This is a genomic window from Micromonospora sp. NPDC023644 (genome assembly GCF_040640115.1).
Lineage (GTDB): Bacteria > Actinomycetota > Actinomycetes > Mycobacteriales > Micromonosporaceae > Micromonospora.
On record NZ_JBFABA010000025.1, the window covers coordinates 1 to 15943 of the forward strand.

A 15943-nucleotide genomic window follows, 5' to 3' on the forward strand; every position below is an offset into this window, starting at 1 on the left:
GCCGCGAGCACCGCGGCGGCTGCCCGCCACAGCGCGCCGGCGGCGGCCCGTTGCGCCTTCGTCGGGGCCGCGCTCCGGCTGCCACCACCGGCCGCGCCAGCCGCCTTCCCGGTACGCCCGGTCCGGCCGGCAGCCGCGCCGGCACTGTCCGGGGTGGCCGGCCTGGCGGTGGCGGACGCCGGATCGGGGTGGGTGGCCGGGTCGGCGACCGGGCAGGCGAGCAGAACCGCCGTGCGGTGCAGGCAGCGGGGCGTCAGCAGGCAGCTGCACCGCGCCTGGTGCGGGTCGGTGACCGCGCCGGTCGGCCCGGGCGTCAGGGTGACCAGCGCCTCCGGCCCGCAGTCGACCGACACGCCCCCGTCGACCCGGCCGACCGGTACGGCGGCCAGCCGTTCGACGGTGGCGTCCAGCCGCCTGTGCAGCCGGGGCGGCAGGGCCGCCACCGCCGCGGCGGCGACTCCCGGCAGCACCGGCGGCAACCGGTCGGTGTCTGCGGCGGTGGCTGTGCGGTCCGTCAACGTGATCCTCCGCGAATGCGGTCGCCCACCCAGCGGGCGAGTTCGAGCGGGCTGAGAGCGGCGACCGGCATCCCGGCCGCGACGAGCTGCTCGGCGACCGGCACCGAGTAGCAGGGCACTCCCCTGTCGTTCAGCGCGGCGCAGCCGAGCAGGTGCACGCCGGAGCCGGCCAGCGTGCGGACCTCGCCGAGCAGCCCGGCCAGCGGGTAGCCCTCCTCGAAGTCGCTGACCACCGCGACGATGGTCCGGCTCGGCACGGTCACCAGCGAGCGGGCGGCGGCCAGCCCCGCGGCGATGTGCGTACCGCCGCCGACGCGCACCTCCAGCAGCAGCGACAGCGGGTCGTCGACCCGGTCGGTCAGGTCGACCACCTCGGTGGAGAACGCGAGGAAGTGGGTGGACAGGGTGGGCACCCCGCCCAGCACGGCGGCGGTCAACGCCGACCACACCACCGACGCCTCCATCGAGCCGGACACGTCAACCACCAGCACCAGCCGCCAGTCGGCCTCCCTGCGGGTGCGGGTGTTGAAGACGGGGCGCTCCGGCACCACCACCGTCCGGCCGTCGCCGAGCCGCTGGGTGTGCGCCAGGTTCGCCCGCAGCGTACGGGCGAGGTTGATCCGGCCGCCGGGACGGCTGGTCGGGCGCGGGTTGGTCAGCCCGGTCAGCGCCGGACGCACCTGGGTGGCCAGCTGCTTCGTCAGCTCCTCGACCAGCCGCCGGACCAGTGGCCGCAGCTTGGTCAGCTGCCCCTCCGGCAGGCCGCCGGCCAGCGACAGCACCGAGGTCAGCAGCTCCATCGAGGGGCGCACCGCCGCCGGGTCCAACTCGGTGAGCACGTCCGTACGGCCGCTCTCGGCCGCCCGGGCGATGACCTCCTCGCGTACCGCGGTGCCGAAGAGCGCCTCGAGTTCGTCGGCCCACTCGCGGGCGGTCGGGAAGGAGGCGTCCTGGCCGCCGCCGGCCCCCTGGCCGAGGTCGGTGGCGCCCTCGCCCTGGCCCGCCCCGTACAACTCGTCCAGGGCGCGGGCGTAGCGGCGGGCGTCGGCCGGCAACCGGTCGGGTTGGCGGCCGAGCAGCAGCCGCCACCGGTCGGTGGGGGTGAGCCGGGCGTCCGGCGTGTCTGGCCCCGGCGCCCCGTCAGCGTCGCTGGTGGCGTCGGTGGAGCCGGCCGGCGTGCCCGGGACGGGGATGTCGCGGGCGAGCAGGGCGGCCCGGCCGGCCGCGTCGGCGGCGGCCCAGCGGGCCAGCAGCTCGGGCGGGGCGGACAGGGTCAGGTCGAGGCGGTCGCCCAGCCGTTCGGTGACGGTGTGCAGCAGCCGGTCGCGCGCCGCCGGGGTGAGCACGTCGAACCCGCCACGCAGCGCCGGCAGCCGGTCCAGGAAGTCGGCGTCGGGGAGCCGCTCGATCCGCTCCAGCAGCGGGTCCAGCGCGGCCGGGGCGGACTGCAGCAGCGGGTGCGCGCCGGTGAGCAGGCCACCGAGCGTCCGGTGCAGCTGCCGCCGGGTGTCCGGTCCGGTCGCCGCGTCGATCCAGCCGGCCACCCGGGTGCCCAGGGTCTCCAGGTCGGTCAGGTCGAGCAGCACCCGGGCGGCCAGGGCGGCGCCCTGGATCAGGGGCGAACCCGTCCGGGCCAGGTGGCCGAGGGCCTCGTCCAGGCGCAGGCCGATCCGGTCCTCGCCGGCCCGGACCGCGAGGTCGACCAGCGCGGCGGCGTCGGGGGCGGCGTCGCTGCCGGCCAAGCCGGGTAGCCCGCGCACCGCCGCGTCCAGCAGCACGACGGCCAGCTCGGCCGCCCGGGCCCGGCCGTCGGCGGTGGTGCCGGGCAGGTGTTCGCGGCGCAGCGCCTCCAGCAGGTCCAGTGCGGCCAGCAGCTCGGGCAGCGTGCCGGTGCCGGGCAGCACCACGGCGGCCAGCTCGAGCCGGTCGGTGACCAGCTCCGGCAGGTCACACCGGGCGGCGTCGCGCAGCCCGGTGAGCAGCTGCGCGGCGGTGGGTCCGCCGTCGGCGGCCTCGCGGCGGAACCGCTCCCGCAGGGTGCCGGCCGCGGCCAGCGCCGCGGTCACCCCGCGTACGCCGACCAGGTCCAGCCGGGCCGCCACGGACGGCGTCCAGGCCAGCTGCCAACGCGTGGTCAGGGCGGCGCCGTCGCCGGTGCCGGACACCGCGATCGCCTCGCCGTAACCGACGCCGCAGACCTCGAGGCGTTGCAGCAGGATCTCCCGCCGCCCGTCCAGCTCGGTGCGCAGCGGGTCCAGCCGGACCTCGCGGGGCTTCGGGCTGTCCGGGTTGGGCAGCCGCAGTGCGGTGAGTTCCGCCTCGACCGCCGGGCCGAGCCCGGAGCGCGGCGTGCCGGGGGCGACGCGGCCCCGGTCGGCGCCGACGAGCACGGTCTCCAGGGCCTTGGCCAGCGCCCGGCCACGGCCGAGCAGTTCACCCTGGCCGAGCACCGTGGTCACCGCCTCCAGCACCTCGCCCCGGCCGGGGGCGGGCAGGTCCCGCAGCCGGGCCAGGTCGCCGGCGAGCCGTACCGTCTCGGCGGCCTCACCGGTACCGGCGGTGTGACCGGCCGCGCGGAGCTCCCGGCACAGGTCGGTGACCGCCCGCGCGGCGGCGGCGCGGATCCGTTCCGGGTCGCCGGCCGCGGTGTAGACGGACTGCTGCCAGCGCGGGTCGCGGATCCCGGCCGGGTAGCCGGACCGGGAGTCGAGCAGGTCGAACGCGTACGGCACCAGCGAGGTGACCGCCGTGCCGCCGCCGTCGGCGCCGGCCGGTGCGGGCGGGGCCGTCACGGACCGGACCGGGTCGGCCGGTGCGGTGCCGGGCCGGGTGGGCGCGGCGGTGGCATCGACGTCGGCGGTCGGCGCGGTGGCGAGCAGGGCCGGGGCGTGGAAGGCGCCGACGACGGCGGCGACCCGCCGGCCGTCGGCGCCGGCCTCAGCCAGCACCCGGCGCATGTGCCGCTCGCGGGCCAGGTCCCGCGCCGGCACGCCGTCGCGGTTGGCGCTGTCGGTACGCATCGCCCAGCCGACGCCGAGTGCGGCCCGGCGGACCGCCTCGGGCGGGCAGCCGGGGGCACGCACCTCGACCACCCGGTCCCACAGGTCGTCGCCGTCGCGGCCGGTGCCGCTGGCGCTGAGCGCGGCGGCGTAGGACCGGCGCAGGCCGGGCACCGGCTCACCGGCGGTCGGGTCGGGATCGCCACCGGCGGCAGGGGCGGAGTCGGTGGTGTCGGCGGTCCAGCCGGGGTCGGCCAGCGGCAGGTCGCAGCAGACCACCTCGACGCCGTGCTGCCGGGCCCAGCGGATCGCGGCCAGCTCCGGGGAGAAGTCGGCGAACGGGTAGAAGCCCATCGGCCCGTCCGCGCCGTGGCTGCCGACCAGGGCCAGCGGGGCCCGGGCGGCCGGATCGGACAGGTAGGGCAGCCAGCGCTGGAAGTCGGCCGGCAGTTCGATGCAGACCACCTCGGCCCCGGCGGCGTCCAGCAGCGCCGGGACCGCCGCGGCCAGGGCCGGGCTGTGATGCCGCACCCCGATCAGGTACGGCCGGACGGAGCCGGCGAGGGCGTCGACCACGGCGCGCGGATCGACCGCCGTCGCATCGACCGCCTTCGGGTCGACGGTCGGCGGGGCCGCACCGGGCGTACGGGAGAGGGTCGTCACCGCAAGTTCTCCCGCAGGTCCCAGAGCCGGCGCCACATCGCCGAGCCGTCCTCGGCACGGCGGCGCACCGGGCCGTCCCAGTAGCCGAGCAGCCGGGCGTGGTCGTTCTGGTCGTCCTTGCGGACCACGCCGAGCAGGTGCCCGGGCACCAGGTCGAGCGCGTCCCCACCGGGCAGGTACGCGGCGGCCAGGCCGAGCGACACCGCCACCTGCACCGCCTCGGCGGTGGACATCACCGTGCCGGGCCGCTCCACGTCCCACCCCTCACCCGACCGGCCGGAGCGCAGGTCGCGGAACACGGTGACCAGGGCGTCCAGCACCGCGTCGTCCACGGTGTACGCCGCGCCGGCGCGCTGCACGGCGGCGGTGGCCTGCTGGCGGACCAGGTCGGTCTCGACGTCCGCGTCGGAGATCGGGTGGATCGTCTCGAAGTTGAACCGGCGCTTGAGGGCCGAGGACATCTCCGACACGCCCCGGTCCCGCAGGTTGGCGGTGGCGATCACGGTGAACCCGGGCGTGGCGCGGATCAGGCCGTCCTCGGTGCCGGAGAGCTCCGGCACGTTCATCCGCCGGTCGGACAGGATCGACACCAGCGCGTCCTGCACCTCGGGCAGGCAGCGGGTGACCTCCTCGATCCGGACCACCCGCCCGGTGCGCATCGCGGTCAGCACCGGCGAGTCGACAAGCGCCTGCGGGGTCGGGCCCTGGGCGAGCAGCAGGGCGTAGTTCCAGCCGTACCGGAAGGCGTCCTCGGTGGTGCCGGCGGTGCCCTGCACGGTCAGCGCGCTGGTGCCGCAGACCGCGGCGGCCAGCAGCTCGGACAGCATCGACTTGGCGGTACCGGGCTCGCCGACCAGCAGCAGTCCCCGCTCGCCGGCAAGGGTGACCACGCACCGCTCGACCAGGCTCCGCTCACCGACGAACTTCGCCGGGATGGTCATGCTGGCCGACAGTTCGGTGCCGTCCGGGCCGGTACGCCGGTCGGCGGGCAGCTGCAACGCCTCGCCGTCGCTGCCCTGGATGAAGGTGACCACGGCGCGCGGGGTCAACGCCCAGCCCGGCGGCCGGGCCCCGTCGTCGTACGCGGCCAGGAAGGCCAGCTCGGCGGCGTACCGCTGCTCGGCGGAGAGGACCTGGGCGGCGGTCTCCGGCGCCACGGTGGGGCGGACGTGTTCCGTCACGGTCACGGGTGTTCCTCGATCTTTCTCTGGTGCGGATGGGGTGTTCGGGTCGGGGGGTCAGCGGTGGGTGCCGCGGGTGGGCAGGTTGTCGAACCGGGGCCGGTCGCCGTCGCGCAGGCGTTGCCAGGCCCGCCGGTAGAGCTCGGCGGCCGGCTCGAACGGCACGGTCACGCCGAGCCCGGCCGTACCGTCGGGTGCGAGGTCGAACAGGGCGACCTTCCAGCCCTCGATCGGCGCCTGCCCGCTGCCGCGTTCCAGCCACGGCCCGGGCAGGAACAGCGACCGGCCGGACCGGGACCGGCTGGCCTCGACGACCAGGTCGGTGCCGGCCAGTTCGGCGCGCGCCGCCTTCAGCCGGGCCGGCTTCCAGCCGGTCCACTTCGCCGTGTTGCGGTCGGTCGGGTCCGGCATGGCCAGCAGCATCAGGTACACCGCCGCCGCGTCGGCGCCCAGGCCGTGTTCCCCGGCCACCTCGGCGACCAGGTCGGGCACCGACCGGGTCGGGTCCTGCGGCCACCAGGTCCCGTCGGCCTCCCGCGCGCCGCCGTCGGGCCCACCCGGCTCGCCGAGCAGCGCCGCGAAGCGCGGGTCGCGGACCAGGCGCAGCGCCACCTCCGTCGGGTACGGCTTGGCCGCGTCCTGGCGCAGCGCCGGCAGGTACGGGTCGGTCCCGTCGGCGTCGAGCAGGTCCGGCCGCAGCGCGGGCGACGGTTGGCTGTCGTGGGTGGCCAGGACGATGGCGCCGTACCGTTCCCAGCCCGGGCCGGTCTCCGACGGGGTGCCCGCCACCTGCCGGAACGCGGGCAGCGAGACCCACTGGTCGAGGTCGAGCAGCAGGCCGGGGTTGGCCAGCCGGTCCCGGAGCACGGCCAGCGCGGCCGGCAGCGCGGCCCGGCACGGGTCGCCGGCCGGCGTGTGGTGGGCGACCCAGGCCGCCAGGGCGACCGTGGAGCGCAGCACCTCACCGGTGAAGCCCGCCATCCGGCTCTCGACCGGCCGGACCCGGTCGCCCCTGACCTCGAAGGCCAGGTCGGTGCTCAGCTCGGCCGAACGGGACGGGTCGAGCAGCGCCGGCAACGCCTTCGCCGGATCCCAGCCGGTGCGCACGGCGCGCACCGCTTCGGCGAGCAGTTGTTCGGGCACCACCACCCGGCGCCCCAGGGCGGCGTTCCACACCGCCGCGGCGGCGGCCACGTCCGGACCGTCGGTCCACAGCCGGGCCGGCTCGTCCGGCAGCAGCGCCGAGACCACGGCCCGCCGCAGCGTCGGCCTGGCCTCGCGCAGCAGCCCGAACGCCAGCTTGACCTCGCCGACCTGCCTGATCCCGAGCGCCTTGCGCAGCTCCGGGGGCACGGTGTTCGCCGAGTCCGTGTACGGCAGGCCGGCCAGCACCAGCTTCGCGGCCGTGGGGGTGACGCCGGTCAGCTCGGCAAACTGCTCGGCCGCCTCCGGCCGCCAGGGCAGCGGGCCGCGCGCGGCCCCCTCGGCGAGGAAACCCGCCAGCCAGCCGGCCGGTCGTTCGTCGCCGACGGGCTCCGAGGAATGCGCCGTGTACGGCTCGGGCACGGCGAACACGCCGGCCGGGTCGTGGTGCAGCGCGTCGAAGTAGTAGCCGGTGGCCGTGCCACGGGAGTTGAGGACGGCGAGAAACGCCCCGTCGGGCAGCGGCAGGACACCCGGCCTGGGGTAGCGGCGCGAACCGTCGGGGTTCTTCAGGACGTCGTCGAGCAGGTGCAGCCTGCACCGGCGCCACCGTCCCGGCTCGGCCGCCGCGCTCAGGTCGAGCCGGTCCAGCTCCGCGAGCAGGGCGCGCAGCGTCTCCCGGTGCTCCTGCGGGGTGACCGCCGCGACGGCCCGGTAGGCGACGGCGGCGGCACCGCCGAGCAGCGACCACCAGTCGAGGCTGGACGGCAGCGGCGGCCCGTCGAGGTGCAGCCGCACGGTGGGCTCGCTCCCGCCGCTGGCGGACCGCCGGGCGGCGAACGCCTGGAACTGGGTGAAGGCGTGGGTCCCGTCGTTCGCCCCGTGCACCGAGCCACGCAGACCGTCCAGCGCCGCGCTGAGCTGCCTGTCGGTGGGCCCGGTCACGGTGGCCGCCGGCGCCACGGCCGCCGGGGCGGACAACGACCTGGTGAGCCGTTCGGTCACCGCGTCCAGGTCGGTGCGCACCCGGGCGGCCAGCCGCAGCACCCCGACCACCGCGGCCAGCACCGCGTGGTGGCTGACCGCCGGCAACGTCGAGCGGACCAGCTCGGCCAGCGCGTCGGCGTCGTCCTCGTCGGTGGTGGCGGCGGGTCCGGAGCCGGCGGCGCCGACCATGGAAGCCGGGACGGCGACGGGCAGGCCGGTGATGGCCTGCGTGGCCGCGGTCAACCCGGACCGGGTCGCCGCGCGGGCCCGCGCGGCCTCTTCGGCCAGGGCGGCGCGGCGTTCGTCGATGGCGACCTTGAGCAGCGCGGCGACGGTCTCCCGGTCCATCCCGCGCAGGGCGGTGGAGCCGGCCGGATCCCGGGGCAGCAGGTTGCCGAGGAACTCCCAGGACGGCAGCGGGACGGCGTCCGGGTTGTAGTCCCGGCCGGACGGCGGGCCGGCGGCGGCCGACACCAGCCCGTCCGGGTCGACCAGGACGGGACCCTTGAGGACGGCCCGCGGCCGGTCGTCGCCGGGCAGCACCAGCGCCGCGATCGGCTCCTGTCCGGCGGCCACGGTGACGGTACGACCGGCCAGGTCCTCACCGCGTACCGAGCCGTCCGGCAGCGTGACGACGCGCCAGCCGAGCAGACCGTCCACCGGTACGGCGGCGGGGGTGGCCCGGTCGGACAGGGCCGGCCGCAGCCAGCTGGCCCCCTCCCGCAGGTCGCTTCCGTCGACCGGGAGGTCGGCCAGGAACCGGGGCAGGCTGCGCCGGCCGTGGGTGTTGGTGACCGGGTCGTACTCGCGCCAGCCGAGCGTGTCGTCCTCCTGTCCGTGCCGGTAGACCCAGTGGGAGGTGCCGTCGGTGATGACCGGCAGCTCGGACGGGACCGCGGTGTCACCGGCGTGCAGCACGCCACCGCCGGTGGTCCGCCCGCCGCCCGCCAGCGGCAGGGTGATGCCCTTCCCGCGTGGCTGCTTACTGCGGTATTCGCCCTGGATGGGCTGCGGTTCGCCGGGCGACGAGTGCCAGTAGCCGCGCAGGTCGTAGTCGAGCGCCTTGGAACGCCAGTAGACCAGCAGTTCGCCGTCGACGTAGTGGTAGCCGGGCTGACCCCACATGTCGCCGGCCGGGATGCGCAGGTCGTGGCGGAGCACGATGCCCTCGGCGCCGAGCACGCGCACCGTGGTCGGCCCGCCCAGGATCACGTACGGCCAGGCTTCCAGCCGGACCACCTCGACCCGGCGGTCGCCGCCGGTCACCTCCTGCCAGGCCAGCTCCCAGTCCGGCCAGCCCAGCTCGTCGATGAGCCCGCCGCGCAGGCTGCGGGCGACGCGCTCGGCCAGGTCGACGCCGAGCGCCTGCCCGAGGTCGCCGACCCGAGCGGGGTCACCGGCGCCGTCGAGCTCGTCGGAGACCAGGCGCAGCGCCTCCACCGGGATCCTGCCCAGCCAGTCCACCGACGCCGGCAGGTACGGCAGCCCGGCGGCGAACCGGCCGCGGATCCGGGCCCGCAGCCAGCCGGTCAGCAACGGTCGGACGCCCGGCGTCTCCACCATCCGGCGCAGGGCGGGCGGCTGGTCGTCGAGCTGGTCGAGACCCCGGCGCAGGGCCGCGGCGAACCGGTCGTCGCCGGCCACCGCGAGCAGGTCCCGCTCTCCCCCCGTTTTGACCCAGCCCGCCAGGTCCAGGGCTTCGCGCTCCTTCGGCGCGGGCACCGGCAGGTCGAGGGCGAGCAGCAGGTCGAGCAGTTCCAGGTCCCCGTCGGCGGCGAGGGTCTCGCCGCGATCGGCCAGTTCGACGCGCAGCCGGTCGGCCATCCGCTCCACGAGCGGGTACAGCTGCGGCAGCCGGCGGCGGTGGTGGTGGTGGCCGGAGTTGACCCGGTTCGCGAAGCGGCGCAGCCAGCCGACGGAGCCGTCCTGCGGGCGGGCCGGGTCCGGCGCCTCCGCGTCGGACAGCCCGGCGAGCGCACCGGTGTCGGTCAACAGCGCCAGCCAGGGGACCAGGTCGTCCCGGTCGGTGGGCATCAGGTCGAGCAGGCTGCCGCGGATCGCCGGGTCACGGCCGGCCAACGCCGTCACCGCCGGCAGGTGCGCCTTCCACCAGCCGGCCGGCGCCTCGGCGGCCACCGGCAACCGGAGCAGCTCGGTCAGGTAGGCCGCCTCCCGGTCGGCCACGGCGGCGGCGCCGGCCTTACCGGCGGCCTTGGTGGCGGCCCGGACCAGCCGGTTCACCGCGCTGGCCGACTGCGTGGACGGCACCACGCCGGCGGCCGCGGCCCGCAGCGCCAGCCGGCAGAACCGCTCCAGCGCCTCGTCGGCCGGCAACTGGGCGGACAGCTCCTTCGCGTAGCCGGCCAACGCGGTCGCGGACACCACCTTGGCCGACGCGAACTCCACGTAGACCTCGTCCAGCCGGTTCAGGTCGACCGGCAGACCGTGCTGTGCCTCCGCCTTGCGCGCCTTGTTGAACAGCTGCGTCGCGTACGCGTCCTGCCCGGCGGCCAGGAACACCCGGGCCGCCTGCTCGAAGAACGTCGGCAGGAAGTGCGGCAGCGTACGGGCGAGCCGGTCGGCGATGGCCTGGTGCCCGTCCAGGGCCGCCTTCGGCCGCGACCGGACCTGCTTGGTCAGCTTCTGCAACTCCGGCACCACCGCCAACGCGTGCCGGCCGTCCGCCGGGTGGTGCACCAGCACCCACTCGGGGAAGGCCAACGGGCGGCGGGGGCCCAGCCCGACGACGGTGGGCTCGGCACCCGGCGTCAGGCCGAGGAACCCGACGGCGATGTCCTCGCCCTCGCCCAGGGCCGCGTCGACCAGGCGGACCACCGGCCGGTCGTCGAGGGCCGGGTGCCGGTAGGTGCGGGCGGTGAGGGGCACCGCCAGGTCGCCGGCCACGGCGGTGTCGGCCGGCAGCACCGCGCCGGCGGTCAGCAGACTCTCGACCGAGTGCTCGCCAGCCGTCGTCGTCATCCCGGTCACGCCTTCTTCCCCGTTCCGGTCGCGGCGCCGGAGAGGGCCGTCGCCATTCGCATTCCTTCCGACCAGGCCACCGGCCCGACCTCGGTCAACCGCAGCGTCGCGCCGTCCACGATTGACCAGGAGAGGGTGCCCAGGGTCGCCTCGGAGTCCCAGTAGTCCTCGTCGAACCGCAGGGCGGCCTCGATCGTGCGGCCGGCTTCCCAGACCCGGCACTTGACCTGCGAGCCGGAGACCCGGAAGCCGAGCGTGGCGGCCCGGGCGGCCAGCCGGTTGGGGACCGTGGTGCCGCGGAAGTCGGTGATCGTCGTGTCACGCTGCTTCAGGTCGTCGGGTCTTCCCCAGGTGCCCCGGTGCAGTTGCTCGATCCGCTGGGTGACGTCCAGTTCGTCGGCGAACTCGCGCAGGTCGGCCAGGTCGGGCAGGCGCACCGGGTGGGGCAGCGTGGCGCTGACCGGCGAGAGCCGGACGGTCTCCCCGTCGAGGTTGACCACGCGCAGGTCGCCGGTGTCGGTGACGTCCCGCAGGAATCCCGACTCGGTCGGGTCGTCCCCGAGCACCACGAGGTCGCGCAGCGCGTCCCGCCAGGCCGGGTCCGGCCAGACCCGGGCCAGCAGCCCGGTCGGCACCGGCAGCGAGGACACCACCCAGGCGTCGACCCGGGCCAGGCACTCGGCGGAGTGCCGGTCCAACCACTGGGCGAGCTGACGCAACCGGTCCACCTCGGGGTCGTCCCGCAGCGCCTTCGGCAGCGTCTTCAGTGGACGGCCACCGGCCCGCGGGCCGCTGGACCGGGCCGCCACCTTTCCGTCCACGAGAGAGATCTCGTACGAGTCTCCCACCGGTAGCCAGCCCATCAGGAATACCCTCCGCAGTGGCAAAACAGGCAGATTTCGTCAGGAATCGGCCGTGATCGACAACGAGGGCACGCTAACAGTAGTGACCGACACGACCGCGACCCATCGGCCGAGTAGCCGAGCCCGGGGGCCGCGCGGCGCGACCGTGCGGGCCCACGGAAGGCGCAGGTCCAGCCGGCCGGAGCGCACGGCACGCGGCCGTCCGCCGCCTCGGCGTGAGACAACGGCAATGACCTAGGTCACACCAGGGCGGCAGACGTACGACGTGATCAGCAGCGGGACCGCTGGCGGTCCGGGGTCCTGGGTCGGGGACACGGCCGACGATCCACACGACGGAGTCGCGCTGCCGCCCCGTGACGACACCGGTTCCGTCGACCGCGCACTGGTCAGTTGCGGGGCCAGACCCGGACCGGCACCCGGGGGAACGCCGCCGTCAGGACGTGCTCGGTGAGGCGGTCCCGCAGGAAGCAGTCCGGCCAGGCGTCCAGCACCTCGGGCAGGGTGCGGTTGCCGAGGGCGAGCTGGAGCAGAGCGCCCGGCGGGATGGCGGCGTGGGTCGCCGGGTCGGTGGTCGGGCTGACCGTGCCGCGCGTTGCCGTCACTGCTGTCAGCTCGCCGTCGGTGAACATCAGCCGGGCGGCGCGGCCGTACATGTCGATGGTCAGTCCCGCTTCATGCCAGCGCAGGTCCGCCGCACGCCAACGAGCGCGCAGCAGCGGTGCCAACCGGGCGAGCAGGTCGATCGGATCGCCGGTTCGGACGTACCAGCCTCTGGGCCGCCTCGGTACACCAGGTGGGCCGAGGCGCGCCAGCGGGTGATCGTGGTCGAGGGCGCGGCGGACCGCGACGAACGGCCGACCCGCCGCCGACCCGTACCCTTGGCCAACGCGGGCCAGGTGTGCGTGCATGACCACGGCGGCCTGCGGCCAGTCGGCCGTACGCCTGCAGGCCGCCGCGAACACGGCCAGCTCGCCGGCGGCGTCGAGCCGGGCGCCGTGCACCAGATATCCACAAACCTCGGCGCCTCGCGTCAGGACGGCGACGATGCGCCGGGCGAGGTCCGCCTGACGGCGTCCGGCGATCTCGTACCGCCACACCACGGCGTCCCTCGGGCAGACCAGGGCGTCGCCGTCAGCGAGCCGCCGGTCGATGTCGGCGAGGACACCCGCGTCTGCGGCGGTCGCTGGGCGGAGCATCAGGCCGTCGGAGGGATCGTCCGGGCGGCCCTGACCAGTGGCCGGCAGTTCGGTGGCGGGCACCGTCGGCGCGCCACCGCTCGCGAGGGCGTAGTCGTAGCCGAGCCGACGGTAGAAGTAGGGGATTCCCTCGATGACCTGGACGGCCACGCCGCGGGACGCGTACCGCTCGTGCAGCGCGGCGAACAGCCGCTCGGTGAGCCGGTTCCCGCGGTGTTCCGGCGCCGTGCCGACCAGCTCGACCTGGGCCACCGGCAGGCGCACCCCGGCCACGCTCCAGTCCTGCCGGAGTCCTACGAGGCTCGCCACCGGGCGCCCGGTGGCCAGGTCCACGGCGACCAGGAAGTCGTCGGGCGCGACCGAGGGATGGCCGGTCAGCAGGCCCTCGACCCAGGCGGCGATTCCGGGGTGCGGTTTCCCGCCGGTCGCCCACTGCAGCTGAACCGACGCGTGCAGGGCGGCGAGCTCGGATGCGTCGGAGGGTCGGCCGGCCCGGATCACGTAACCATCGCGCTCCCTTGTCATGCCTTACCTTCGCACAGCAGCTCCCACAGCGTCCGTGGGTGGCGTGCCGGAGCGAGCTGCGCTGGAACCAGCCGCGGCGCCGCCCTCGATCGGGTCGGCGCCGCGGTGGCGTTCGGTGCCCTGCCTCAGCGGTTCCCGGCCGTCACCGTGCGCCGGGACGGCAGCGCTCGGCGGCCGTCCCGGTTGAGGTGCGGGTTCAGCAGGTGGTGTTGCGGGCCGGGACCCAACCGTCCACGGACGGGTACTCGGCGCCGTGGCCGTAGATCCAGACGTCGTCGTCGACAGCCGAGACCTGACCGTGCCAGCGGAACCCGCGCCCGGCAGTCAGGGTGAGCAGCACGTGGCCGTGCGGCTCGGCACGCAGCCAGGTGTTCTCCCGAAGGTTGCAGACGATGCCCCACGCGTCGCTCGCCGAGGCCGGCGCGGCTGCCACAGCCGAGCCGGCGAGAACGACGGTCGCGACCGTCAGGGCGTGCAGAAGTCGGCGTTTCACTCGTGTCCTTTCGACTGTGGACGGTGACGGCCCCCGATTGTGGTCGATGTGGTCCCCCACCGCCACGGCGGGCCCGCACCGGGTGCAGGGAGGTTGGCTGAGGGTGCCAACCAGGCGGCCCGCAACGCCGTCATGCGGCTCACCCCGCCGCGGCTGGCGCTGCGCTCGACGGCCCGCTGTGCCGACTGGCGTCCGCCACCGCTCGGCCAGGCCGCCTCTCGGAGTCGTACCGTGCCGAGTCTGTCTCAACGACGTCGTCGGCGTGTCTCGAGGTAGGCGTCCAGTGCGGCGGCGCCGGTGAGCATGGTGCGGCTCCTGGCCGAGAGGCGGGCGCGCCAGTCGTGCAGCGCCGACTCCAGCGGCGCGACGCCTCCGGCGGCGCGGACCTGGGCGATCAGCGCAGCGATCTGCTCCAGCAGGTAGCCGCCCCGCCTGAGCTGGTGGGCCAGCCGGGCGTCGCGCACGTCGGCCGCGCCGTAGACCCGGTAGCCGGTCTGCGGGTCGCGGTGCGGCTGGACCAGGCCGGCGCGTTCCCATTTGCGGAGGGTGGCCGGGCGGACGCCGAGCCTCCTCGCCAGGGGACCGACGAACGTGTCGCCGCGTTCCTGCGGCACCGGTTCGAGGTCACCGACAGCGGCTTCGACGGCCTGGAGGGTGCGGCGGTCGTCGAGAAGCTGGGCGTGGCTCTCGTCGATGAGCCGGAGCGCGTCCTCGGTCTCGTCCCGGTTGATCGCCCGCATGATCGCCGTGGCCGTCTGGTGCCCGTGCCCGGGCACGAGGGCCAGGAACGCGTGCAGTGCCTGCGCGTGCAGCGGCGTGTAGGTGCGGTAGCCGTGCGGGGTGCGTTCGGCGGGCGGAAGGATGCCGGCCGCCTCGTAGTTCCTGATCGCCTGGGTGGACAGCCCGTGCGCCCGTGCCAGGTCGATCGGCCTGAGCCGCCCGCCGTCTTGAAGGTTTCGCCCCACTGTCCTGCCAATGTCGCCGAGAAGTTTCCACCGAAGGTTCAACGATACCGTTGAGGCAATGACCACCGGCATCAGAGACATCACCCACCCCGTCGAGGCCCCGACCGTCATGCGGCTCCTCCCGACCCGGCCGCGACTGCTCGCCCTGGGCGAGCCCACCCACGGCGAGGACCTCCTGCTCGACGTACGCAACGAGCTCTTCCGGCAGCTAGTCGAGCAGGAGGGCTACCGGACGATCGCCATCGAGAGCGACTGCGTGATGGGGCTGGTCGTGGACGACTACGTCACGTCCGGCACGGGCGCCCTCGACGAGGTGATGGAGCGCGGCTTCAGCCACGAGTGGGGCGCCTTCCCGGCCAACCGCGAGCTGGTGCGCTGGATGCGCGCGTACAACGACGGCCGGCCCGCCTCCGAGCGGCTGCGCTTCGCCGGTTTCGACGGCCCGCTGGAGATCACCGGCGCTGCGAGCCCCCGGCAGGCCCTCACCGCACTCCACGCCTACCTCGCCGCCCGGGCCGACGCGGACCTGCTCCCCTGCGACGCCGACACGCTCGACCGGCTGCTCGGCGCCGACGACCGCTGGACCGACCCCGCCGCGATGACGGACCCCTCCCGGTCCGTGGGGCAGACACCCGAGGCCAGGCAGCTGCGGCTGCTCGCCGACGACCTGGTGACGCTGCTCGACGCGCAGACGCCGCAGCTGGTCGCGGCGTCCGCGCCGGACGACTGGGACCGGGCACGCCTGTACGGGCGCACCGCCACCGGCCTGCTGCGCTACCACCACTGGATGGCCGACACGTCACCCGGTCGCCTGGCGCGGCTGCTGGCCCTGCGGGACTCGATGATGGCCGCCAACCTGCTCGCCATCGCCGAGCGGGGCCCGGCGCTGGTGAACGCACACAACGGCCACCTCCAGCGGAACAAGAGCACGATGCGGATGGGCGGCCTGCCGCTGGAATGGTGGAGCGCCGGCGCGATCGTCAGCGCCCACCTGGGCGAGGGATACGCCTTCCTCGCCACGGCCCTCGGCACGATCCCCCACCGGGGTGTGGACGTCCCGCCTCCGGACACCGTCGAGGGGCTGCTGTACGCGCTCCCGCAGGAGCGTTGCGTCGTCGACGCCCGCCGACTGGCCACTGCCCTCGCCGACGTGACGCCCGCCGCCCGGGTGTCCCCCTGGTTCGGATACTCCCCGCTCGAACCGGCCGACCTGGCCAGCACCGACGGGATCGTCTTCGTCAGGGACGCCCGGCGGGCGTACGGCCCACGTCCGACCGCGCGGCTTTCGTCGGCTTGACGCGAACTTCCGCCATCTGACATCACCCGCCGAAGACGGCTGTATCTACTCGCATCGATCGCGCTCCGTAAGGACGTCCACCCGCCCACGCCACCACCTCGGGGCGAACGGCGATCCCCCATCATCGGGAGGAA

General features: G+C 75.5%; 9 protein-coding genes. 1 reads left to right on the top strand and 8 read right to left on the bottom strand.

Features of this window, described 5'->3' with window-relative positions; genetic code table 11:
• From AB0G08_RS18690 to AB0G08_RS18725, 8 genes are all read right to left on the bottom strand, one after another.
• Positions 1-518, bottom strand: a 518-nt coding sequence (locus tag AB0G08_RS18690) for a hypothetical protein (protein ID WP_358089242.1), incomplete at its 3' end; no start/stop codon positions are given.
• Complete coding sequence (locus AB0G08_RS18695; RefSeq protein ID WP_358089245.1) at positions 515-4180, bottom strand: DUF5682 family protein; 3666 nt, start codon at positions 4178-4180, stop codon at positions 515-517. The genes AB0G08_RS18695 and AB0G08_RS18690, both read right to left, overlap by 4 nt.
• A complete protein-coding gene (locus AB0G08_RS18700; RefSeq protein WP_358089248.1) occupies positions 4177-5367 on the bottom strand; it encodes an AAA family ATPase in 1191 nt (396 codons plus the stop codon). The genes AB0G08_RS18695 and AB0G08_RS18700 overlap by 4 nt, the downstream gene beginning before the upstream one ends.
• 51 nt (positions 5368-5418) lie before the next feature.
• Positions 5419-10470 (bottom strand): hypothetical protein, encoded by a 5052-nt coding sequence (locus AB0G08_RS18705; RefSeq protein WP_358089251.1) that lies wholly within the window; start codon positions 10468-10470, stop codon positions 5419-5421.
• A 5-nt stretch (positions 10471-10475) separates the two neighbouring features.
• Positions 10476-11333, bottom strand: a complete 858-nt coding sequence (locus tag AB0G08_RS18710) for a DUF4132 domain-containing protein (protein ID WP_358089254.1) — start codon at positions 11331-11333, stop codon at positions 10476-10478.
• A gap of 386 nt (positions 11334-11719) precedes the next feature.
• Entirely contained in the window at positions 11720-13054 is a 1335-nt protein-coding gene (locus AB0G08_RS18715; protein WP_358089257.1) for a GNAT family N-acetyltransferase, read from the bottom strand.
• Between the two features lie 196 nt (positions 13055-13250).
• Complete coding sequence (locus tag AB0G08_RS18720) at positions 13251-13547, bottom strand: hypothetical protein (protein WP_358089260.1); 297 nt, start codon at positions 13545-13547, stop codon at positions 13251-13253.
• 245 nt (positions 13548-13792) lie between these two features.
• The gene (locus AB0G08_RS18725; protein WP_358089263.1) at positions 13793-14512 is read right to left on the bottom strand and encodes a TioE family transcriptional regulator; all 720 of its coding nucleotides are present in this window, start codon (positions 14510-14512) and stop codon (positions 13793-13795) included.
• A gap of 58 nt (positions 14513-14570) precedes the next feature.
• Between AB0G08_RS18725 and AB0G08_RS18730 the strand changes: the two genes are divergently transcribed.
• On the top strand, positions 14571-15809 hold the full coding sequence (locus tag AB0G08_RS18730) for an erythromycin esterase family protein (protein WP_358089266.1): 1239 nt from the start codon (positions 14571-14573) through the stop codon (positions 15807-15809).
• The last annotated feature ends 134 nt before the right edge of the window (positions 15810-15943 follow it).